The sequence below is a fragment of the Candidatus Viridilinea mediisalina genome (assembly GCF_002532535.1).
Taxonomy (GTDB): domain Bacteria; phylum Chloroflexota; class Chloroflexia; order Chloroflexales; family Chloroflexaceae; genus Viridilinea; species Viridilinea mediisalina.
The window spans coordinates 13,156-33,541 of record NZ_NQWI01000001.1; the positions used below are offsets into that span (position 1 = coordinate 13,156).

The window sequence follows — 20,386 nt, forward strand, 5'->3', positions numbered from 1 at the left end:
CCACGGCTGTGCCATCACCACTGCGCCCCAACGCCCCATCGGAGCGTCCGCTCTTCGATGAGCTCTTCCTACGCCGCATCGAGCGCATGAGCCTACAAGCGCAACGCACACTGCGCGGCAATCCGGCCAGTGGCGAGCATCGCAGCCAGCGCCAATTGCCCGCAACCATCTTTAGCGACCATCGGCCCTACAGTAGTGGCGACGATCTGCGCTACGTAGACTGGCATGTCTATGCACGCCAAAACCAGGTCTTGGTCCGCTTAGGCGAAGCCGAACAGGATGTGCATGTCCACCTGCTGGTAGACGCCTCGCAAAGCATGCTCCTGGGCCAACCCCCGCGCCTACGACTTGCCCAACAGCTTAGTGGCGCACTTGGCTACCTCGCCCTCGCCCACAGCGACCGTGTCCATGTTGTGCCCTTTGGCCCCAGCGCCGGACGCGCCTTTGGCCCCGTCCAAGGCAAAAGCCAAACGGTCGAACTGCTCCGCTTCATCACCCAGATCAAACCCCAACCCACCACCCAACTCACCGCTGTGCTCCAGCACTACGCCCGCGCACATCCGCAGGGCGGCATACTGGTGATCTGCTCCGATCTGCTGGTACCCGACGGCCTTGACGAAGCCTTGCGCCTACTCAGCCCGCCGCGCTGGCAGACGTTGGTGCTGCACCTGCTCGATCAGCAGGATCTCCAGCCGGAACTGCGCGGCAGCCTCGAGCTTGAGGATAGCGAAACGGGCCAGCGGCTCGATCTAACGCTTGATGCGACCACACTGGCAGCCTACCAACGCAACCTAGAAGCCTGGCGCAGCCAACTCGCCCGCACATGCAGCCGCTACGCCGCCACCTACGCCCCACTCATGAGCCACTGGCCCCTTGAGCAGCAGGTAATTCCCTACCTGCGCCTGCGCCGCCTGTTGTGGTAGGATGGGTGGGTGGGGAGGGGATGATTATTATGGATGGGCTTGGATAAGGCTTTGGAATGGACTAGATGGCCCTCACCCCCTACCCCTCTCCCACGTTGTGGGAGAGGGGCGAAGGCAACAAAGTTTTTGTTAGCGCGAAGAAGTTCTGGGCTCGTGGGGGGGCGTCGCGTTGGCTGAGCCTGTCGAAGCCACCGCGACGCTTGGCTCGGTGGCTGAGCCTGTCGAAGCCACCGCGACGCTTGGCTCGGTGGCTGAGCCTGTCGAAGCCACCGTCGCGGTCCAAGGCTTGTTCACGCTAACAAGTTTTTTGCGTTCCTCTGCGTTCTTTTGCGGCAATCTGCAATCTGCAATCTACAATCGTAAATGGTATTACACCCATGAACCAACCCGATCCGCCCCAGCACATAGACCAATCCCAGCAGCAGGGTGGGATAAACTTCGGTGCGTTCAATCAGATCAAGGATGTCCACATCGGTGATGCGGTTCGGGGTGACAAGATCACCATCTTCCAGTTGATCACCTATACGGGTGAGGCGGCTCCGCGCGATCCTGCTATGCGTGCGGCATTGCTTCGCGCCTACCGGAGCGAGGTTGCGCTGCGTTACGCCCAGTGGCGGCGGCGCTATGCCACGTTGCCGCTCGTGGCGCTGCCTGTGGCAACCCGCAGCGGGGCTGCGCCCCACTATGAGCGCGAGGAGCTCTTTTTTAGCACATGGCGTCAGGCGCTACGCACGGATGAGCAGCCCACAGGTGGCGAGGGCGCGCTCAGGCAGCACACCTTCACCGACCTGCGCGACGGGCTGGCCTGCTACAACCATATGTTGCTGCTGGGGCCACCAGGCGGCGGCAAAACCACCGCCCTCTGGCGGCTGGCGCTCGATAGTGCTGAATCCGGGCTGGAGGATGCCAATGCGCGGCTGCCGGTCTTTGTGCGTTTGGGTGGTTTGCAGCCTGACCAATCGCTGCGCGACCTGCTCCATGCCGATCTCGCCAGTGCGGTCTTTGTAGACGCCAATGGCCTGCGCTTCCCGCTCACAGGCCATCGCGCTCTCGCCGGATTGCTTGACGAGTTGTTGAGCGAGGGGCAACTGATTCTGCTCTGGGATGGCTTGAACGAAGTGCCGCGTAGCCGCTTTGCCAGTGTTGCCCAAGAGCTAGAGCGCTTTCGGCAAAACCATCCTGGGCGCATCGAAGGGCCACGCAACACAAGCGTCACCACCTGCCGCGCTGACGACCACGCGCTCTTACTGGAGGCGTCTGACGGCGACCCCTACCCGGTGCAGCGTGTGCGCATTGAGGGGCTGGATGGTGACACTATTCAGCAGATGGTGGTGGGGTTGCTGGGCGCGGAGCGGGGCGATGCTCTGCTGAAAGCATTGACTGAGCCAGCACATGCCGTCTTGGCCGAACTGGCCCGCACGCCACTGCTCTTGACGATGCTCTGCGACGTGTATGGCGCAACAAGCGAGCTCCCGCGCAACCGTGGCCAACTGTTGCAACGCTTTGTGAGCCACCGCTGGCAGTGGGAACAAGAGCGCCGTCCCGAAGGCTGGATCGCCGCTGCAGTACAGGAGCGTGCGCTGGCCCGCCTCGCCTACGCCATCACGGAGAGCAGCGGGCGTGGGACGAGTGTACTGTTGTCATGGGCAACGTGGTATCTACCTGTTGGAAGAGCAATTGATCTCACTGAGTTACTGCGGCAGGCTCAAGCCGCCGACCTCATCGAATTGCTCGGCGATGGGGCGCAACTGCGCTTCAGCCACCAACTGGTGCAGGAGTATTTTGCAGCGGTAGAACTGCGCACTAAGTTGCAAGTGGCGATGCGCTGGGGAAAATTACCGTTAGTTGGAGGATTGGCACAACAAAGATTCTTGCATCAATACGCCCGTCCCGGTGTACGCACCGGATGGGAGGAGACGCTGTTGCTGCTGGCGGGCCTTGAAGATGATACGGGTGTAGCTCGTGGGTTGATTCGTAGCTTTACCACTCAACCATTGCAAGCCGCTAAGCTGCTGATGGCCGACGGCGGCGTGGTTGATGCGGGACTGCGTGATGAGATCTGCAGCGAAGCACTGCAGCAGATCGCAGCCCATCCGTTTGATCCTAAGCAGCGCCTTGATGCTGGGCAGGCGCTTGGGTTGCTTGGCGACCCGCGCTACCCCGTGAGCGAGCAGGAGTGGCGAACGAGCCTCGCAGCCCCTTCCACCACCTTGACCGACCAGGGCGAACACTACTGGCGCTACGTGCCAAGCGGAACCTACCGCATCGGCGGATGGAAGGAAGGAGAGCCAGCAGCCGATCTCACCCTGCCCGCCTTCTGGATCGCCCGCCTGCCGATCACCGTCGCGCAATTCGCCCGCTTCGTGACCGAGGGCTACCGCGACGAGAGCTACTGGACGACCAATGGACTGTATTGGCATGGCGAGCGTACTGAGCGTAAATGGGGCAATCCGGATTACAGTGCAGCAAACCAGTCGGTGGTAATCACGACATGGTACGAAGCCAGCGCCTGCTGTGCATGGTTGAGCCGCCAACTAACTGATCTCTTACCCCCTGATTACATCCTGCGCCTGCCCAACGATGCGGAGTGGGAGATTGCTGCTGCATATGCCGGGTCGAAAGTGCGTCGGGCGTATCCTTGGGGTAACGACGCACCCACCTCGGAGCATGCGGTCTATGACGCTTGGCAGATCAACGCCCCCGCCCCCGTGGGCCTCTGCCCAGCGGGCATGGCCGCTTGTGGGGCGCTCGATCTGGCGGGCAATGTCTGGGAGTGGGCAAGCAGTAGCTACCATGCATACCCTGGGGGGGCTGCTGTGTTGGCAAAAGACTTTACATACGATGATCGGAATGTATCCGTTCGAGGGGGCGCATTTTGGAGTGGAAACACAAGCGTTCGCTGTGGAGTGCGCTACAGGCTTCATTCCTACCTCAGGCACTACGACCCTGGATTTCGGGTTATTCTCGCCCCTCGCGCTCGCACAAGCGATGGTTAGCCGCCGATGGGCCGGGCGTAGCAGCGGCCTTTGGGGTGCGTTATGGGCATGGCTCCCTTGGGGGCCGCTGCTACGCCCCTACGTTGTGTGGTGATGGATTGGCGATCTCCACCACACATTCATGGAAAACGCATGGCCTCCCATCGTAAGGGAAGCGGATGTTGTTGATTACCCCGTTGCTTTGCTTCCATGAGAGGCCGTAGGTAGTGCCGACTTTAGTCGGCTTCCCATCGCTGCCAAAGACCTCAGCCGACTAAAGTCGGCACTACGATGCCCGCACATGGACTATTCAGCATGACAGGCTGCTGGGGTACGTAACAATTTTTGCTTCCCTAAGGGAATGTAGGGGCGTAGCAGCGGCCCACCCCAAGAATCACCGCGCAGGAGGGAGCGTATGGGCCGCTGCTACGCCCTGCCCGGAGAAGAACAAGAATCCGTCGCCATGCGAGGTGCGGGCATGGTTCTCTTGGGAGGGCGTAGCAGCGGCCTTTGGTTCACGATATGGGCATGGTTCCCTTGGGGGCCGCTGCTACGCCCCTACATGTGCGGTGCGCTGGGGGCATTGCCCGTTTCCTACATCCCCGTCGTAAGGCGATGTAGGGGCGTATTTGTCCACCGCGAATTCATGAAAAACGCATGCATCCCCGTCGTAAGGCAATGTAGGGGCGTATTTGTTCACCACACATCCATGGTATGATGCAATCTTACGAGTGCGCGGCGATGAGGAGCGGGGGTGTAATACCAATTACCCTTGAACATGCCGTATTATCAAGAACGCTAAAGCCCATTGGGACGCCATGTTCGGCAATCTACAATCTGCAATCTACAATCGTAAATGGTATAAGGAGAACCGCAATGAGCATAGCAATGACCCGCCATTTATTCACCGTTCAGGAGTATGCTCGGATTCGTGAGGCTGGCATCCTGACAGAAGATGATCGTGTTGAATTACTTGACGGGGAGATTTATGTCATGAGTCCGATTGGCCCATTGCATGTCAGTATTATTAATAAATTGAATAAAATTCTTATGAATCAGGTTGGCGACAATGGGATTATTAGCATCCAGAATCCGATACAATTAAGTGATTACAGTGAACCACAGCCTGATATCACAATATTAAGCCCGCGTGAAGATTTTTATACTAGTGCTCTGCCAACTCCCGATGATGTGTTGCTTATTATTGAAATTGCGGACTCCTCTATTGACTATGATCGTGACGAGAAACTGCCTCGCTATGCACGGGCGCAGATTAGTGAGGTATGGATTGTTGATGTCCATAAGTCTGTCATCGAACAGTATACACAACCACTCCAAGGAGAGTATACGCAGCTTCACAAGGTGTTATTAGGCAATATTGTAACCGCTACAACAATTGCGAATGTGTGCATAGATACTACGCAGATCTTCCTGTTTGCGCCGTAGGTAGTGCCGACTTTAGTCGGCTCCCAGTGCTGCCAAAGACCTCAGCCGACTAACGTCGGCACTACGATGCAGCATGACAGGCTGCTGGGATACGTAACAATTTCTGCTTCCCTATAACCACATGTCTCTCCTTGCACCTCTTGGTCTCTTGGCTTTGTTCAGCCTCCCCCTGGTTCTGCTGCTGCATCTGTTGCGCGAGCGGCGGCGACGGGTGGTGGTGCCTTCGTTGTTGTTGTGGCAGCAGTTGCCCCAGCGTCCGCCCCCGCGCCGCCGCCGTTTTCCGCCCCCTACGTTGCTGCTTTTGCTGCACCTGTTGATTGCAGCGCTGCTCGCCCTTGCGTTGGCTCAGCCCGCTTGGACGCTGGCTTTGTTTGGGCGTGATGAGCAGCTTGTGTTGATTATTGATACCTCTACGAGTATGGCGGCTGTGCGCCCTGGTCTGGTGGAATCACGCCTTGAGGCTGCCCGCAATCTGGCCCGCCGCCAGATTGCGAATCTTGGCGCTCGGACGAGCTTGGCGCTCGTTGCGACCCACCCTGAACCCCGGCTGTTGGCTCAGGCTGGCCCGGAAGGTGCGGCTCAACTCTTGGCGGCGCTGGAGGATTTGCGGGCGGCTGGTACGGGCAGCAATCTGGCTCAGGCGCTGACGCTGGGCGAGGCGCTGTTGCAGGGCCAGAGCGGCGGGCGTATCCTGGTGTTGACCGATGCGGCTCTGCCGCAGAGTGAACTGGATGCGTTGGGCGCACGCCCTCGTAGTGTCGCGGTGGAATGGCTCAATCTGGGGGGAACCCTCGATAATCTGGCGCTGGTCAATTTTGCGGCGCGGCCACGCAGCAGCGGGCCAACGCCCGTCTATGCGCGGGTGGTCAACTATGGGGAGACGTCGGTTCGCACCGCCCTACGGCTCTACGGTGATGATCAGTTGCTCGATACTCGCGCCGTTAGCTTGGGGCCTGCTGGCGAGGTTGAGTTGACATGGCGCATCCCCCAGGGTGTTCGCCTGCTGCGTGCCGAACTGGAGAGCCGCGATGCCCTCGCTGCTGATGATGTTGCCACGTTGAGCCTAGCCCAGCAACGTCCGCTCCAAGCACTGCTCGTCTCTGAGCAGCCGAGTGCGCTACTACGGGCGCTGCGCGTCTTGCCGGAACTCAGTCTGGAGGTGGTCTCATTCGAGGACTACCCCAGCAGTCCTCTTGTCACCGAGGCCGATCTGACCATCTTTGATGGGGCGATGCCGTTAGCTTGGCCCGCCGGAGCGGTCTGGGTGATCAATCCGCCGCCGGGCTCTGCGTTGCTGCCCGTCGGTGAACTGGTAGCGGCCCAAGGGCAATTGGCAAGCAGCGCAGCGATCTTTGATGATCTAAGTCTGGCGGGGGTAAACTTCGGCCTTGTGCGCGAACTGGTGCCACCAGCCTGGCTTGAGCCGCTGCTCGTTCAGGGGGGCCAGCCGCTGATCGTGCGCGGGCGCTACGCAACGAGCGACGTGCTTGTCTGGAACATTGATCTGGCCCAGGGCAACTTCACCAGCCGTCTAGCCTTTCCGCTGCTGGTTGCCCGTAGTGTCGGCGACCTCACGCCCCCCGCGTTGCCAGGGGCCATGCTTTTGGGTGAAACCTTGGAGGTAACGCTTGATCCACGCACCACCCAGCTTGAAATTGTAGCCCCCAACGGTTATGTGCAGGTGCGAACCCCCCAGCCCAATGAGCCAATCCTTGTGCAATTCGATCAACCGGGCTTCTATACGCTTGCCGAGCAGGCCGAAGGCCAGAACATCTTCACCGGCACCATTGCGATCAACGCTGGTACCCCCAGCGAATCAAACCTCCGTGCGCGCATCCTCCCGGCCCCAAGCACACCCGCAGCGGTGACGCTCAACGAAGCCGACCAGATGCAACCACTGTGGCCCTGGTTGGCCCTGAGCGCCCTTGTGATCATGGTGCTGGAATGGTTCTATGTGCATGGAAGAAGGCAAGTGTTGACGTGAAGAAGTTGTTAGCGCGAACAAGCTTTGGGTTGGCAGGCGGCTTCGTGGTGGCTTCGACAGGCTCAGCCAGCGGTGCGCTGGCTGAGCCTGTCGAAGCCAAGAAGTTACATCAGCACGTCACAGCCCTATGCTGCTGGCTTGGCCTATGGGAAACATTGGCGGCACAGGCAGAGCTACGTGGCCTAAGTTGGGGGGCAGGGCGGTACGGCTTGGGGCTGAGTGTGGCGCTGGTGCTAGGGAAGAGGCCAGGCTGGCGGCCACTGGCAGCCATGCTGCCAATCAGCCTAGGCGTGCAACTCGGCTTGGCCATGTGGCGGCGGCGCGACCTGAACCCACTGCAACAACTTGCGCCAGGCGTATACCGAGATCGCAGCATCACCCGGCTCGATCTCGCAGCGCAAGCTGGGCCAGTGCCAGCCCTCCACATCGTGCCAACCGGCGGCACCCAAGCGGCAGTCTGCGTTGTGCATGGATCGGGGGGGGATAAATGCTTCTATGCGTGGCGTCTGGTGGAAGTGCTGGTGCAACACGGCTTTGCCGTACTACTGATCGATCTCGACGGCCACGGCGAGAGTCCGCGCGCCCAAGCCTTCCCAAGCATTGTCACAAGTGTTGCCGGGCCCCTGGCCTGGCTCCAAGCCCACTATGGATGGATCGGGCTGTTGGGCATGAGTCTCGGCGGGGCGGTGGCAACGCGAGCCATCGCCGAGGGAGCACACTGTGACGCCTTGGTACTCTGGGTGACGCCGCCACGCCTGCGGTTAAGCCGGGCGGCCTATCGGCGGGTGCAACTGCTAGAGGCGCTCCGGATCATCCGGCTACCTCTAGTTCACCTCTTCCGCGATGCAGCGCCGCAGCACATCGTAGCCGCCTGGCAGACCAGCGGCATCAGAGCGCAGATTGGTACCTGGGATCTCTTTGACGCACTCGATCTCCTAGGGAGTCTAGCACAGATCAAAGCACGTGCCCCACGCCCGCCCCTGCTGCTCTACTATGCTGGCCGGGACGCCGTGGTAGCGCCTAGCAGCGCCGAAGCGGTACGCACAGCCACAGCAGACTGGAGCGAATTTCGGCGCATCCCTGGCGCAAGCCATGTCTCTTTGCCAATTGAACAAGCAGTGATTGAAGGAACCGTCGCGTGGTTAGGGTGCGCGAGGGAACTTGGTTCCCTCGCAGCTATGAACGTGGCTCCAACACCGCATCAATCAAACCATACTCAATCGCCTGAGCAGGCGAGAGATAGGCATCACGGTTAAAATCCTGCTCAATCCGCTCGATTGGCTGGCCGGTATCCTGAGCCATAAGTTCGCGGATGAGGCGTTGCAAGCGCAGCATCTCACGGACTTGGATCTCAACATCAGGAGCATAGCCTTCGGCTCCACCACCGGCAGGGTGGGAATGGATCGTAGCATGAGGGAGCGCAAAACGTTTGCCCTTAGCTCCTCCAGCCAACAAGACCGTAGCCATGCTCGCCGCACGCCCCACACAGACCGTACAGACATCAGGGCGAATAAGTTGCATCGTGTCATAGATCGCAAGACCAGCACGAATGACCCCACCAGGGCTATTGATATAGAGCCACACATCGCGTTCCGGGTCTTGATGCTGCAAGACCAGCAGTTGGGCAACGACAAGCGAGGCCATATCATCGTCAATGGGGGTACTAATCATAATCACGCGCTCTTGCAGCATGCGCGAGAAGATGTCCCAGGCACGTTCACCGCGGGCAGTGCGTTCGATAATGGTTGGTACAGGCAGCGAGGGCATAGGGAACCCCTAGAATTGATTGTTGACGTAGTGCTAGATAGTATAGCACTTCTTTGACGGTAGCGTCATGCTCGGCTATAATGCGTGCGGGCCGGTAGCTCAGTGGCAGAGCACCTGACTTTTAATCAGAGGGTCGTGGGTTCGATCCCCACCCGGCTCACCATCCACACTTCCTCTTCCCGCCCATTTGGGTGAGTTTCCGCTCCCCATTTGAGGGCTTCGACACCGGCGCCGCCGTCGATCTGGGTTGCTGCTAGCAACGCGGGTCGGCGGCGGCGCTTTTTGTTGCGCCCCGCCGCTCGCAGAGGAACCCTGATGCGGCGCATGTTGCCAGACCTCGCCGGCGCATCCATGATGGCCGGCCCATCCTTCGCCCGCGGCCCGCCCTGCGCGAGCAACACGCACGCTGCGCTCGCCAGATGAGGCTGCGGGCTGCGGGACATGAGCAAAGACCCCTCGACACAGCCGGCAAGCACTGTCGAGAGGCCTTTCCCTGTCGTTCCTTCGGCTTTGGAAAGCGCAGAAACAATCTCCAACCCCATTATAGCATCTGCCCATGGCACGGTGCAAGGGGATGCTTTGCCCAAAATAGTCTCGGTTTCGCACCCTTCGGCCGTCCTAACCGGACGGTCGTTGCCCATAGAGGTCTACGATGACAACGACTGACCGCATAGCTTCCAGCGGCGGCTCGCGTGATGAACACACGGGCGTGCCCCGCCTCGGCGGTGACGAGCTCTTCGTCCCGGCGTCGCACGTCCTGGTGATTGACCGGCACGTGAGCCATCCCGCTTTTCGGCTCTGGTGTGTGCTCCATCGGCTCTGGTTCCTCCGCGAGCCCCCGACGATGGAGGTGCTCCAGGCGTTGATGGGTTCCCACACGACTGCGAAGGCAAGCCCGAACCCCGTTTGGCAGCCAGCCACTCGGCGCAGCATCGAGCGCTGGCTGACCGAGCTTGAGCACGCTGGTTGGCTCGTCTGGGTGCGCCGTGAAGAGACGACCCGGCGCTACCATCTGCGCACCAGCGCCCGCAGCGCCCCTGATACGGCCATCCTCACCGAGTTGCGCACCCTGCTCAATTCCGGCAAAGCCACCCTCGCCGAGGTGCAGGCGCTGGTGCATGGGGCCGCCGCCGCGTCCAATGCTACGACGGCAGAGTCGCACGCTACGACGGGAGAGTCGCAACCACCGCTTGAACCCAGCGCATCTGGTGGTGATGATGGGGGTGGGCCAACCACCACGGAGCGCTATTTGATCCGCCAGGGCTTCAGCGTCAAGGCAGCCCGCGAGTTTCGGACGCTCGATTGGGCCACGGTGCAGGCCGACTTCGAGCGGCGGCGCGAGCTTGGCCAGGGCATTGGCGCGATCGTGACCACCTGGCGCGTTGATCCGCCTCAGGCCGAATCGCCGCATGTCGTGCTGCCTCACGCCCAGGAAGCAGCGGACGCGAAGGCCCAGGCGCTGACCCTGGCCCCGCCCGACGCGAGCGACCTGGAGATCCAGTACCTCGCGTTGGATCTCGAAGACGGGCTGCCGCCTACGGTAGCCCTGGCCCACCTGCAGGCCCGCCGGGCCGGGGCCGGAGGTGCGCCATGAGCACGTCCACCGCGACCAAGCCCTGGCAGCGCATCCGCATGCGCTCCATTGGCGGCACGACGTACCTGCACATCGAGCCGCCCCCGCCGCCGCCCGACGTCTGCCCAACCTGCCGGGGTGCAGGCTACTTGATCGCCGATGTGCCCTACGGGCACCCGCGCTTTGCCGAGTTGATCCCCTGTGCCTGCAAGCAAGCCGAGCAGCAGCAGCGCCGTCAGGGTACCCTGGAACAGCTCAGCAACCTCGCCGACGTGCGTAGCCTGACCTTCGCTGCCTTCAACCCGGATGTACCGGGCGTGCGCAAAGCCTACTTGCGAGCACGCGAGTTTGCCCAGCAACCGCAGGGCTGGTTGCTCCTGTTCGGGCCCTACGGCGTGGGCAAGACCCATCTGGCCGCTGCCGTCGCCAACGCCGTGCTGGCGGGCGGAACCCAGGTGCTGTTCACGGTCGTGCCCGATCTACTCGATCACCTGCGGGCGACCTTCGGGCCGAACAGCGAAGTCGGCTACGACGAGCGCTTCGAGTTGGTGCGGACGGTGCCGCTGCTGGTGCTCGACGACCTCGGCACCGAGAGTGCCACCGCCTGGGCACGCGAGAAGCTCTACCAACTGCTCAACCATCGGCGCACATTCAGCATTCTGGCTGCGATTGCGCCACCAGGATTGCATGCACCGCCTGTTTGAGGGGAGGAATGTCGCGATGGATCACGATCCAGATTTGATCGAGGTCAATGCCGAGATAGTTATGCACCAACACATTGCGAAAGGCCGCAATCTGACGCCACGGAATTTGGGGCTGACTCGCTTTCGTCGCGTCGGACAGCCGCTGGGTTGCCTCGGACAGCGTCTGCAAATTGCGCAAGGTCGCGTCTTGCAGCGTATCCGAGGCGAAAAAGGCATCACGCCCATCCGCTACGTGGCGCTCAATCCGGCGAATGCATTCCACGATATGCCGCAGGTAGACGGTGTCGTCGCTCATAGCGGACGCGCTTCCTGGAGCACACGTTCGCGGATGGCTGGATGCAGTGCCCGTTCGGTGACGATATCTACCCGCCGTCCCAGCAATTGCTCCAGATCGAGGATCAGGCCCGCCGGGAACCAGGCACTGGTCTCGGGCCCGGTCTCGACCAGCAGATCAATATCGCTCGTCGGAGTCGCCTCGCCCCGCACGACCGAGCCGAAGACCCGGATGCGGGTCACGCCGTGGCGACCGGCAATCTGGGTAATCGCATCGCGATGCGGGTACAGGATGTCTTGTTCGCCCATCAGCATCACCTCCGGTTCCATTATAGCGCAGCTGCCCCTCCGTTGAAGCCTCCAAGGAGATCCCGATGACCACCCCTCCAACCCTGATCGCCGCCGATAGTGGCAACGTCACTACCAAGTTCCGCCGCCAGGGCGGGGCCTGGACGATCGCACCGTCGCTGGTGCGCATGCTCAGCGGGCGCACCGGCTATAGCTTCACCCACGCCACCCCGGTCTGCCCGCTAGTCTACCTGAGCGGCCCGGCGGGCATCGAGCCACACGCGCCCTACCTGGTCGGGCACGATGCCCAGCGCGCGGGGGTCAGCGATGTGGCCGTGATTGGCAGCGCCGAACTGCGCGTGCATGCGCCTGCCTACCTGCTGCTGCACCTATGATTTTAGATTTTAGATTTTGGATTGTAGATTGTCGCACATAGTGTTCCCGTGTGTGACAATCCAAAATCTAAAATCAGGCGACGTGCGGGCCAAGATCCAGACCGCGCTCAGTGACACGGCGAACGCGATTCTGGCCCAGGTGCTGCCGCGCTGGGAACGCACGCTGGCCCAGGGCGAAGTGCTGCTCTGCGGTGGTGGAGGCCAGGTGATGGCCCCGGCGATCAGCGCGACGCTGAACCCGATTACCCCGGTGACGTTGCTGGAACAGCCGGTCACACGGGTTGTCGATGGCATTGAGCGGCTGGCGAAATACCGGCTACAGGCGGAATGACCCAGCGGTGCGCCAGCGACCGCTGGCACGCGGAATGGCTCATCGGTGCGCCATTCGACGAGAGCCACCGAAGGGGTGCTTTTCCGCATTGGGACGATGAATCGCACGGGTGCGGGCCGACTGGAATGACGATGCAGACGGGCCCGTGCCCACAGAATGACGCAGGAACGCGCCATTGGAGCCGACGATGAAACCTGATTTTCCCGATCGCTACTATGCCAGCGTGCCCGCCGACGACCCGCGCTTCGGCGAGTTACGCGAAGTCCTGGCGGCGGTGAAGCAGACCGGCCGCCACAGCCCGGCGGCCCGCATGCTCGGCGAATGGGCCTTGCTGGGTTTTCTGATCACGACCGGACGGCTTGGGACACCCGACCCACACGCAGCAGCGGCTCCATCGGCTGATGACCTACCCGACCCCAGAGCCGTACTGACCGCGAAGCGGCAACTCGCCGCCGCCGCCCAGCTTGGCGACTTCGAGGACGAGTGAGGAGGCCCCCTATGCCGCTGAGTCTGCGCCGCCGTCCCCGGCTCCCTCCACTGGAGCCCGCACCGTTTTCGGAGCCATCGGTTGCCCATGCCGAAGCACCGCCTAGCGGGGGTATCCCCGAGTCTGCCGGCTCGGAAGCATCCGCCGCGACGGCCAGCCAGCCCGTGCGCCGCCGCACTGCCAGAGGCTCCCGGCGGCGCCCCCACGCTGGCTGGCACGACCGCATGCTCGGCGAAATCTTCTTCTTCCTGGTAGGGCTGGGCGTCTGGCTGAGCAACGCCAGTTTCACCGTACTGGGAGTCACGGCACCGATTGGGCTTACCCCGCTGACCGGCCTACTCGGCTTCCTCTTCCACCTGCTGCTCTCACGGGCCGAACTGTACCTCTGGTACCGCTGGCGCGACCCGTGGTACCTGCTGCTGCTGGTAGGCTGTGTGCTGCTGGACACCGGCACGACCCTGGTCGGGCTGCTTCCCCTGGCGGCAAAATGGTTCCCAATGCTTGTTGGCAATACCCCACAGAACGTGCTAGACTGGGGGCAGATTCTCGCCGCGCTGGTGAGCAATACGGCCGTACCGGCATGGTGGCCCAACGCGCTGCTGTTGTTAGCCATTACCTTCGCCTTCGCGCTCGGCTCCGAGCGGCTGCTGCGCAAGTTCTATCGGGGTATGATCGAGACCTGGCAGGAGCGGCCAGCGTGATGGTTTCTCGGAATTGAGGTCTCCCATCGAGAACTCTCATCGCGGCACGAGACGTGCCGGGAGGTCATGATGACAACACTGACGATTGAGCTAGCACCTGATGTCTATGCCCTGCTGCGCGCTGAAGCCCGCCAGCGGGGGCAAGCCGAGCAGGAACTTGTCGCGCAATTCCTGGCAGAGCGGCTGACTGGTGTGCAAACGCCAAGACCCGTTGTCATCGCGCCAGAGGTTCAAGCCCTGCTACGTCAGATGACGGAACGCGACATGCTGGTGCCGCCGCAAGGAACCGCTGCGGATGCCGTGCGACACCTGGAGGCGTGGAACGCAGCCGATGGCACCGACGAGGATGAAGAGGGCGAGGGCACCTGGGAGGATGTGTTGCGTGCGATTGACGCCAATCGCGCCGAGTATCGCAAACTCTTTGCGGATCGCGATACACAGCCATGAGCCGGATTATCCTCCTTGATGCTGGCCCGCTCGGCCTGCTGTCTCAGCCACGCCCGACCCCGGCGAGCCTGGCGTGCCGTCAGTGGGCGGCCGACCTGACAACCGCCGGGGCACACATCCATATCGCCGAGATCGCCGACTACGAAGTGCGCCGCGAGTTGCTGCGGGCACGCAAAGCGCGTGGCGTCGAACGGCTCAACCAACTCAAAGCCGATTTTGGGTATGTGGTCCTGACCACAGCGACCATGCTTCAGGCCGCAGTTTACTGGGCACAGCTGCGTCACGAGGGTAAGCCGACCGCGCCGGACGTGGCTCTTGACGGTGATGTCATTCTGGCCGCCCAGGCCGCCGTGCTGATCGGCATTGGCCACGACGTGGTGATTGCCACCACGAATGTCGGCCACCTCTCGCGGCTCGTGCCTGCCGAGGAGTGGCAGCAGATTGCGCCCTGAGGAGGTATCGCGATGCAGCCAGACCTGCTTGAAGTTCTCGCGCTCTTCCAGTGGCTCGGCTTCGCGCTGCTCGTGGTCGCCTGGCCGATCTACGAGGTGCTCAAGCTGCGTCGGCGAGCCAGGCAGGCTGAGGAGCGGGCCGCACAGCTGACCCAGGACTACCAGCACCGCATCGAGGCGCTCGATGCGGTTCAGCGTCAGGCCTACGAAAAGTTGCTTCAGCACCCCCAGCCGCTGCGTACCCCACCGGCGGGTTTCGGGCCAACCCTACGCGGCGTCACGGCACATCACGAAACCGATCCCTACGCGATCCCGATCGGCTGGCAGAACTCGGACGGCGTGGCCGACCTCGTAACCGGCAGCCTGCACGGCGACAGCGACTACTTCGTGGGCAATGTGCAAGTCACCGGCATGACCCGCTGGGGCAAGAACCTCTGGGAGTTCCTGGTTACGACGACGCTGCTCTCCCGCACGACCCCAGCCCAATTGCGGATCTTTCAGATTGACGGCAAAGGGCCAGATGGGGCGCTCTGGCGCGGGCTGGCGCACAACTGGCGCGAGCCAATCACCCGCGAAGAAGACATCCCCGGCGCGATCGCGGCACTCGAGGTGCTGCGCGGCGAGCGGATGCGCCTGTTGGAGAAGCACGGCGTGACGAAATGGGAAGAGCTGCCGCCCCAGAGTCGCCCACCGCTGGTCTGGGTGGTAATCAACGAGCTGTCGCTGCTGGAGAAGGTGCTGGGCCGCGAGCTGGAGCACTGGCTGACGCGCGAGCTTGCTTCGGCCCTGGCGGGCGGCATCCGCTACTGCATTCTGATGCAGGATGCCTCGAACTGGGAGACGGGCTGGCGCCGGCAGATCGGCCTGGCCGTAGCCGGAGGCCAGGTCAGCCGCGATGCCGACAAGCCCAACCTGGGGATGAGCACCGCCGAGATCAGGGATCGCGGTGGCATTCCACCCTCAGAACTCGCCGAGCGCGGCTTCTTCACGGCCCGCTTCTACCGCGATGTCGTCTCGGTCAGTATCCCTTACCTCACTATTGAGGAGCGGAAGGCGACTATCTCACGGCTGCCCAGAGCGCTGCTCACCGCTGCGCCGACGGAAGCGATGTTGTCAACCCTTTTGGCTGATGTGCCGCCCGTGCGTACCAGTTTGGAACCCGTACCTCGGGCGTTGGCGGAAGCGGAATGTGCTGCCGCGACGGCTCATCGAGGTACAACTGGTACGGAGTACGAAGCTGGTACCGCTCAGTACGACGCGATGAGCAGCCGTACCGCCATGGAGAGCGACGCCGCGATCGATGCGGTGCTGGCAACCGGTGGTACGCTGAGCGACGAGCAGATAAAGCATTTACACCTCGTGCGTGGCTGGTCGCCAAACCGGATCGCCCTTTCAGGTGGATTGCGCGGACAAAAGCAGGCGCGCCTGGAGCGAATTTACGCAGCACTTGGCCTCCGCCGCGAGCTGACTGAGGTCGAGCAGCCGGCGTAGAAAGCGAGAACTGATGACGACACGAACGATCGAAGTGCCCGAGGAGCTGTATACCCAGCTGGAGCAGCGCGCCCATGCGGCCGCCCAGTCGGTGGATGCGGTCGTCATTCGGACGCTCGCCAGCAGCCTGCCCCCAGCGCCAGAGCCGGATCTTCCTCAGGCTGTCCAGGACGAACTGGCGGCCATGGAGCACCTCTCGGATGAGGCGCTCTGGGCGATCGCGCGCAGCACGATGAACAGCGATTCGCTGGCACTCTACGACCTGCTCCGGGATCGCAAGGAGGAAGGGTCGCTGACTCCCGAGGGCCAGCAGTGGCTCGCCCGCCTCACGCAGGACGCCGATGCGCTAGCCTTGCGGAAGGCGCACGCCTACGCGTTGCTCAAAAGTCGTGGACATCAGCTGCCCACGCTCGCCGAGCTGCCGGTTCCCACCTCGTGAGCCGTCCGTACATCCCGGTTGAGCTCCAGGAGCAGGTCCTTGCTGATGCCGGCCATCTCTGCGGCTACTGCCACTCCGACGAGCGTCTGAGCGGCATTGCGCTGAGCATCGAGCACATCATCCCGCGGGTCGCCGACGGCCCGACGGCGCGTGAGAACCTGTGGCGCTCGTGCCGGCCCTGCAACGAGCAGAAGGGCGGGCAGATCGCTGCGACAGACCCTGAGACTGGCGAGCTCATGCCGCTCTACAATCCGCGCACACAGCCCTGGCACGAGCATTATGGTTGGAGTGTTGACGGCTCCCTGATCGAGGGGCGCACACCCAGTGGGCGTGCGACAATTGTTGCTCTGCAGCTGAATCGCCCTATGCTCGTCGCGGCCCGAAGGCGTTGGGTGCGCGCCGGCTGGCACCCACCGGAGGAAGATCTGGAGCGCAGCTGAGCGACAATCGACCTTGCATGGCTGCAAGCTGACTGCATGTAAGGTTCTCGGCATCTCAAAGCAATAAAGTGCGATTTCTCACCGTTGGGCAACGGCCCATGCAGCCGCAACCAGATCGCTCGGTGCCTGATCGGAAAGGACGCCCACCCCCGGGTGTTCAGTCCGATACTGTTCAGTTCGAAGGAGACCCATTGACCACGGCGCAGGCACGCGGATCGTCATGCTGCACGCGATGTCCAGCAACCCGCTCCCTACGCCCCTGGCGAAAATGCCTTATCGGTTTGCACACACTCTATTGGATTGATTTCTGATACCTTGGCATGTTATGTACCAGCACACCTTCAACAAAGAAGTTGTGATAGGGCTGTGCCGTCAGGTTATAAACCGTTGAGGGTTGCTGCTTCGTTTCAAGCGATACCACTCGCACCCAGCCGTCAAGGGTACGCAAAGTATCACCGATCTGAAGATCACCAGCAAGCACCCAGCGTTCAGCAGATGCAAATGCCTCCGAAGGTGTGGTATGAATACACTGGTTGATGGTGACAACAGCGGCGGTATCACCACGAAAGAGTTCGGAGACTTTACTTTCAACAATTTCTTTGGTCTCGAAGCAAAACGAAAGCACAATATCACCGACAACAATATCTTCAATAGCTTTCATTTCTCGTGTAGCCATAAGAAGGCGAGTGCCCTTGAGGAAGCAATGATATGTGCGCGTTTCTGGTTTTGAAAATCGCATATTCTCAGAGTTATCATCACGTACAATCTCTTTTTCTTTTAAGTATTTTTCTAATTCTGTACCTGCAATCCTACTTCCACCGATCCGAGCCGAATGCCAAGTGACATCATCAAAACGACAAGAATGAAGATTGGCTTGGTCAATTTGTGCATTTGTCAGGACTACATTACGCAATGTGCTTAATCCAAAGTTGGTCTTGATCAAAACCGCATCGGTCAAATTCACGCCATCCATCTTTGTTGATTGAAAACTAGCTGTACGAGCGTTCACAGCAGTCAGGTTAGAATTTTTGAGGGTGCAATGATTGAATTTTGCATGATGAAGGTTAGCATGAGCTAGTTCCGCTCCCTTGAGATAGGTGTAAATAAAATCTCGCTTGATTAGAGAAGCACCAAAAGCATGCAACAAACTCAGGGCATTGCCACCTAGAAATTGCGCTTTCGCCTCCAGTTGTTGCTTGGTACTATCAACCCAGTCCCATAAGGTCGTAAGCCATTGTGGTTGCCCCTGATCACGATAAATGTCAATAATCCAATCGCGCACAGCGCCGGTAAGTTGATCTGAACGGAGCAAATCGGGGACGTTATGTTCAATTTCCAAGCTAAGCGCACGTGCTGCCAGATACTCGGAAAGAGAGCGATGGGAAAAACTATAGATGTCTTTGCTCCGTGTCATAAAGGAGCAGGCGATAAAATCACGAACATAGGCTTCAAGATCGCTACGTTGCTGATCGGTAAAGGTTTTTGCCAGCACGTCTTGCATGGTTGTGACACGCATTCCATACTCGCCAGTACGGTAAAGGGCGCTAGCTACAACCTGAAGTAATGCGATACGTTGTTCACGACTTTGGATTAAGAAATCGCGGCGCTTATAGCGTTTTTGCCTCGAAAGTTCATCTGTAATATATGTCTCGTACAAGCGTGGGCGGGTCACAATCCCACCCTCCCGTACAATTATTGGTAATGCAGTCAACGTAATCTCTAACAAAACCGGGCGTGAAGTGATTTCATGCAAGCCCTTGATATTCTGGATTTTTTGATAATATTCTGTCCATGTATCAGGAAAACGCTGTTGGAGAAATTGGGTGATTTGTTGGTCATTAAATGGTTCAAGTTCGATTTTTATCAACTTATTTTTCGACTCAAAAGGAAGATCCTCGACTACGGCTAGTAGTTCTTGCTCTTCCTGATCTGTTTGGAACAACTCGGGACGACTTGTTAACGGTATCCACGCTTATCGTCTGCATCACGATAGGCGACTGCAAGATCGTAAGCGACCTTGAGTGCAAGTGTGGATTTGCCGGTTCCATAGCCCCCTAGGACAAGCGCCATGGGTTGCTGATCGTGTTCTAACCACTCATTCACCGCTTGGATTACGGGCTTTATCAGGGTTCTCTGCGTAAACTGAGCCTGATTGGCATTGACTCGCGCATTCAATTCAACAAACCCTTGTGCCAATGGCACACGCCCGAGTCTTTCGGTATCACCCTGTTCAAAATTGGTAATAATTTGACGTATGTGGCGATCAAAATTAATCAATCCTCGTACTAGTTCATCCTCTGTCTGAAATGAAATTGGCCCGCTAAGACGTTGCTGTAATGGAGTAGGCAGTGAATGCCGTGTCACAATCAAGGCACTTGTGGCAAATCCTTCACGCAATACATTGGTGATGGTTTCCTCAATAAAGCGCAACACTCCTTCGGTAATCGTAGTGCTAGCATTATCAAGACAGACCACAAGGGTCTGATCAGTTCGTCGAAATGGACGTTCCTCAATCAGCACAAACATATGTGATGGGACCGAACTGTCAGCCAAGGTGATAACACCTGCTCCGGCGACACTACATAAGTGTTTGATTTGTTCTGTAAATGCCTCTGCATAAAGAGGTTCGGTGGAAGCGTGATCGGCTGGCAAAGCTGCGAGAAAGTCTCGTTGCTCTGAAGGAGCGAGATCCGCCCACCCCCACTCTTGGGCAATCTGTCTCCAATATGCCTGGAAGAGATCAGGCTCACTACGCAAACGTAAAGTGTCAGCCATATAGCGCAATATGTACTCACGGCGGCTTGCTGGTGGTTTGCGTTCGCCCAACTCCCACTCACCTGCACGATGACGCATACTCTCTTTATAGCCAAGCGTTTTGGCCATGTCTGCAAGGGTAAGTCCCAATTGCTCACGCCGTTCACGCAGAAACTTTACCCGATACATGCGATGCCCCTCAACAAACATGTAACCAGACTGTGACTAAGGATGTGACTCGATTGGATCTATCACTGTAGCGGGTAAAGTTGCATACTGCAATAGGTTAGTATGTCGCCTATACCATACAGGAGGAACCGTATGAATTTCACGATTGGCGCAAATGATCAGCAATTTGAACTGCGGATTCGCATTCATTGGCAATCGGTAAGCGGTATCACCAAAGCACTTCTGACCGTCATTACGGCGATTTTGTCTTTTTTGGCAGCGCCAGAGGTGGTTGAGTTAGGAGTGCGCCTTGGTTTTTGGTGATACATATGTGCGGATACGCATGCG

General features: G+C 59.8%; 24 protein-coding genes and 1 tRNA gene. 18 read left to right on the plus strand and 7 right to left on the minus strand.

Annotation, left to right across the window (positions count from 1 at the left end; all coding sequences use genetic code 11):
- Positions 1-8: 8 nt before the first annotated feature.
- Positions 9-923 (plus strand): DUF58 domain-containing protein, encoded by a 915-nt coding sequence (locus tag CJ255_RS00045; protein WP_245863073.1) that lies wholly within the window; start codon positions 9-11, stop codon positions 921-923.
- 129 nt (positions 924-1,052) lie between these two features.
- Here CJ255_RS00045 and CJ255_RS23205 read toward each other — a convergent pair whose 3' ends face one another.
- Positions 1,053-1,217, minus strand: a complete 165-nt coding sequence (locus CJ255_RS23205; RefSeq protein ID WP_165774502.1) for a hypothetical protein — start codon at positions 1,215-1,217, stop codon at positions 1,053-1,055.
- A gap of 83 nt (positions 1,218-1,300) precedes the next feature.
- Here CJ255_RS23205 and CJ255_RS00050 point away from each other — a divergent pair, with 83 nt between their 5' ends.
- The 4 genes from CJ255_RS00050 to CJ255_RS00065 all read left to right on the plus strand — a co-directional run bounded on the left by CJ255_RS00050 (position 1,301) and on the right by CJ255_RS00065 (position 8,584).
- Positions 1,301-3,919 carry an SUMF1/EgtB/PvdO family nonheme iron enzyme gene (locus CJ255_RS00050; RefSeq protein ID WP_097642039.1) on the plus strand — a complete coding sequence of 873 codons (2,619 nt, stop codon included), beginning with the start codon at positions 1,301-1,303 and terminating at the stop codon, positions 3,917-3,919.
- Positions 3,920-4,774: 855 nt separating this feature from the next.
- Positions 4,775-5,344 (plus strand): Uma2 family endonuclease, encoded by a 570-nt coding sequence (locus CJ255_RS00055; protein WP_097642040.1) that lies wholly within the window; start codon positions 4,775-4,777, stop codon positions 5,342-5,344.
- Between the two features lie 121 nt (positions 5,345-5,465).
- A complete protein-coding gene (locus CJ255_RS00060) occupies positions 5,466-7,328 on the plus strand; it encodes a vWA domain-containing protein (RefSeq protein ID WP_097642041.1) in 1,863 nt (620 codons plus the stop codon).
- A complete protein-coding gene (locus tag CJ255_RS00065; RefSeq protein WP_245863074.1) occupies positions 7,325-8,584 on the plus strand; it encodes an alpha/beta hydrolase in 1,260 nt (419 codons plus the stop codon). Before CJ255_RS00060 ends, CJ255_RS00065 begins: the two co-directional genes overlap by 4 nt.
- Here the strand turns inward: CJ255_RS00065 and CJ255_RS00070 are convergent.
- Complete coding sequence (locus CJ255_RS00070) at positions 8,505-9,095, minus strand: ATP-dependent Clp protease proteolytic subunit (protein WP_097642043.1); 591 nt, start codon at positions 9,093-9,095, stop codon at positions 8,505-8,507. The two genes, CJ255_RS00065 and CJ255_RS00070, sit on opposite strands and share 80 nt — an antisense overlap.
- Before the next feature lie 88 nt (positions 9,096-9,183).
- Between CJ255_RS00070 and CJ255_RS00075 the strand changes: the two genes are divergently transcribed.
- From CJ255_RS00075 to CJ255_RS00085, 3 genes are all read left to right on the plus strand, one after another.
- A tRNA-Lys gene (locus tag CJ255_RS00075) sits at positions 9,184-9,258 on the plus strand.
- Between the two features lie 489 nt (positions 9,259-9,747).
- The gene (locus CJ255_RS00080) at positions 9,748-10,689 is read left to right on the plus strand and encodes a hypothetical protein (RefSeq protein WP_097642044.1); all 942 of its coding nucleotides are present in this window, start codon (positions 9,748-9,750) and stop codon (positions 10,687-10,689) included.
- A complete protein-coding gene (locus CJ255_RS00085) occupies positions 10,686-11,372 on the plus strand; it encodes an ATP-binding protein (RefSeq protein WP_245863076.1) in 687 nt (228 codons plus the stop codon). Before CJ255_RS00080 ends, CJ255_RS00085 begins: the two co-directional genes overlap by 4 nt.
- Here the strand turns inward: CJ255_RS00085 and CJ255_RS00090 are convergent.
- On the minus strand, positions 11,320-11,667 hold the full coding sequence (locus CJ255_RS00090) for a HepT-like ribonuclease domain-containing protein (protein ID WP_097642045.1): 348 nt from the start codon (positions 11,665-11,667) through the stop codon (positions 11,320-11,322). The two genes, CJ255_RS00085 and CJ255_RS00090, sit on opposite strands and share 53 nt — an antisense overlap.
- A complete protein-coding gene (locus CJ255_RS00095; protein WP_245863078.1) occupies positions 11,664-11,954 on the minus strand; it encodes a nucleotidyltransferase family protein in 291 nt (96 codons plus the stop codon). The genes CJ255_RS00090 and CJ255_RS00095 overlap by 4 nt, the downstream gene beginning before the upstream one ends.
- A 65-nt stretch (positions 11,955-12,019) precedes the next feature.
- Here CJ255_RS00095 and CJ255_RS00100 point away from each other — a divergent pair, with 65 nt between their 5' ends.
- The 9 genes from CJ255_RS00100 (at position 12,020) to CJ255_RS00140 (ending at position 17,116) form a co-directional block, all read left to right on the plus strand.
- The gene (locus CJ255_RS00100; protein WP_097642047.1) at positions 12,020-12,328 is read left to right on the plus strand and encodes a hypothetical protein; all 309 of its coding nucleotides are present in this window, start codon (positions 12,020-12,022) and stop codon (positions 12,326-12,328) included.
- Positions 12,329-12,380: 52 nt separating this feature from the next.
- Positions 12,381-12,659 carry a hypothetical protein gene (locus CJ255_RS00105; RefSeq protein ID WP_124681754.1) on the plus strand — a complete coding sequence of 93 codons (279 nt, stop codon included), beginning with the start codon at positions 12,381-12,383 and terminating at the stop codon, positions 12,657-12,659.
- Positions 12,660-12,846: 187 nt separating this feature from the next.
- A complete protein-coding gene (locus CJ255_RS00110; RefSeq protein ID WP_097642049.1) occupies positions 12,847-13,146 on the plus strand; it encodes a hypothetical protein in 300 nt (99 codons plus the stop codon).
- Positions 13,147-13,370: 224 nt separating this feature from the next.
- The gene (locus tag CJ255_RS00115) at positions 13,371-13,847 is read left to right on the plus strand and encodes a hypothetical protein (protein ID WP_165774504.1); all 477 of its coding nucleotides are present in this window, start codon (positions 13,371-13,373) and stop codon (positions 13,845-13,847) included.
- Between the two features lie 66 nt (positions 13,848-13,913).
- On the plus strand, positions 13,914-14,294 hold the full coding sequence (locus CJ255_RS00120; RefSeq protein WP_124681756.1) for a hypothetical protein: 381 nt from the start codon (positions 13,914-13,916) through the stop codon (positions 14,292-14,294).
- The gene (locus tag CJ255_RS00125) at positions 14,291-14,746 is read left to right on the plus strand and encodes a PIN domain-containing protein (RefSeq protein WP_097642052.1); all 456 of its coding nucleotides are present in this window, start codon (positions 14,291-14,293) and stop codon (positions 14,744-14,746) included. Before CJ255_RS00120 ends, CJ255_RS00125 begins: the two co-directional genes overlap by 4 nt.
- A gap of 12 nt (positions 14,747-14,758) precedes the next feature.
- On the plus strand, positions 14,759-16,237 hold the full coding sequence (locus CJ255_RS00130) for a hypothetical protein (protein ID WP_097642053.1): 1,479 nt from the start codon (positions 14,759-14,761) through the stop codon (positions 16,235-16,237).
- Between the two features lie 13 nt (positions 16,238-16,250).
- Complete coding sequence (locus CJ255_RS00135) at positions 16,251-16,676, plus strand: hypothetical protein (RefSeq protein ID WP_097642054.1); 426 nt, start codon at positions 16,251-16,253, stop codon at positions 16,674-16,676.
- Positions 16,673-17,116 carry an HNH endonuclease gene (locus CJ255_RS00140; protein ID WP_097642055.1) on the plus strand — a complete coding sequence of 148 codons (444 nt, stop codon included), beginning with the start codon at positions 16,673-16,675 and terminating at the stop codon, positions 17,114-17,116. Before CJ255_RS00135 ends, CJ255_RS00140 begins: the two co-directional genes overlap by 4 nt.
- 78 nt (positions 17,117-17,194) lie before the next feature.
- Here the strand turns inward: CJ255_RS00140 and CJ255_RS23210 are convergent, their stop codons facing one another.
- The 3 genes from CJ255_RS23210 to CJ255_RS00150 all read right to left on the minus strand — a co-directional run bounded on the left by CJ255_RS23210 (position 17,195) and on the right by CJ255_RS00150 (position 20,059).
- Positions 17,195-17,338, minus strand: coding sequence for a hypothetical protein (locus tag CJ255_RS23210; RefSeq protein WP_165774505.1), 144 nt, complete (start codon positions 17,336-17,338; stop codon positions 17,195-17,197).
- Between the two features lie 70 nt (positions 17,339-17,408).
- A complete protein-coding gene (locus CJ255_RS00145; RefSeq protein WP_124681757.1) occupies positions 17,409-19,058 on the minus strand; it encodes a pentapeptide repeat-containing protein in 1,650 nt (549 codons plus the stop codon).
- Between the two features lie 14 nt (positions 19,059-19,072).
- Positions 19,073-20,059 carry a helix-turn-helix domain-containing protein gene (locus CJ255_RS00150; protein ID WP_097642057.1) on the minus strand — a complete coding sequence of 329 codons (987 nt, stop codon included), beginning with the start codon at positions 20,057-20,059 and terminating at the stop codon, positions 19,073-19,075.
- Between the two features lie 132 nt (positions 20,060-20,191).
- On the opposite strand from CJ255_RS00150, the gene CJ255_RS23215 reads away from it, so the two are divergent.
- Entirely contained in the window at positions 20,192-20,362 is a 171-nt protein-coding gene (locus CJ255_RS23215) for a hypothetical protein (protein ID WP_165774506.1), read from the plus strand.
- The last annotated feature ends 24 nt before the right edge of the window (positions 20,363-20,386 follow it).

Excerpts from the sequence above, each read along its gene's own strand:
- CJ255_RS23210 (WP_165774505.1), bottom strand. The coding sequence starts at position 17,338 with ATGACGATCCGCGTGCCTGCGCCGTGGTCAATGGGTCTCCTTCGAACT.
- CJ255_RS00100 (WP_097642047.1), top strand. The coding sequence starts at position 12,020 with ATGACCACCCCTCCAACCCTGATCGCCGCCGATAGTGGCAACGTCACT.
- CJ255_RS00150 (WP_097642057.1), bottom strand. The coding sequence starts at position 20,059 with ATGTATCGGGTAAAGTTTCTGCGTGAACGGCGTGAGCAATTGGGACTT.
- CJ255_RS00115 (WP_165774504.1), top strand. The coding sequence starts at position 13,371 with ATGCTCGGCGAAATCTTCTTCTTCCTGGTAGGGCTGGGCGTCTGGCTG.
- CJ255_RS00055 (WP_097642040.1), top strand. The coding sequence starts at position 4,775 with ATGAGCATAGCAATGACCCGCCATTTATTCACCGTTCAGGAGTATGCT.
- CJ255_RS23215 (WP_165774506.1), top strand. The coding sequence starts at position 20,192 with ATGAATTTCACGATTGGCGCAAATGATCAGCAATTTGAACTGCGGATT.
- CJ255_RS00070 (WP_097642043.1), bottom strand. The coding sequence starts at position 9,095 with ATGCCCTCGCTGCCTGTACCAACCATTATCGAACGCACTGCCCGCGGT.
- CJ255_RS00050 (WP_097642039.1), top strand. The coding sequence starts at position 1,301 with ATGAACCAACCCGATCCGCCCCAGCACATAGACCAATCCCAGCAGCAG.
- CJ255_RS00080 (WP_097642044.1), top strand. The coding sequence starts at position 9,748 with ATGACAACGACTGACCGCATAGCTTCCAGCGGCGGCTCGCGTGATGAA.
- CJ255_RS00090 (WP_097642045.1), bottom strand. The coding sequence starts at position 11,667 with ATGAGCGACGACACCGTCTACCTGCGGCATATCGTGGAATGCATTCGC.
- CJ255_RS00125 (WP_097642052.1), top strand. The coding sequence starts at position 14,291 with ATGAGCCGGATTATCCTCCTTGATGCTGGCCCGCTCGGCCTGCTGTCT.
- CJ255_RS00110 (WP_097642049.1), top strand. The coding sequence starts at position 12,847 with ATGAAACCTGATTTTCCCGATCGCTACTATGCCAGCGTGCCCGCCGAC.
- CJ255_RS00120 (WP_124681756.1), top strand. The coding sequence starts at position 13,914 with ATGATGACAACACTGACGATTGAGCTAGCACCTGATGTCTATGCCCTG.
- CJ255_RS00095 (WP_245863078.1), bottom strand. The coding sequence starts at position 11,954 with ATGGGCGAACAAGACATCCTGTACCCGCATCGCGATGCGATTACCCAG.
- CJ255_RS00130 (WP_097642053.1), top strand. The coding sequence starts at position 14,759 with ATGCAGCCAGACCTGCTTGAAGTTCTCGCGCTCTTCCAGTGGCTCGGC.
- CJ255_RS00085 (WP_245863076.1), top strand. The coding sequence starts at position 10,686 with ATGAGCACGTCCACCGCGACCAAGCCCTGGCAGCGCATCCGCATGCGC.
- CJ255_RS00060 (WP_097642041.1), top strand. The coding sequence starts at position 5,466 with ATGTCTCTCCTTGCACCTCTTGGTCTCTTGGCTTTGTTCAGCCTCCCC.
- CJ255_RS00135 (WP_097642054.1), top strand. The coding sequence starts at position 16,251 with ATGACGACACGAACGATCGAAGTGCCCGAGGAGCTGTATACCCAGCTG.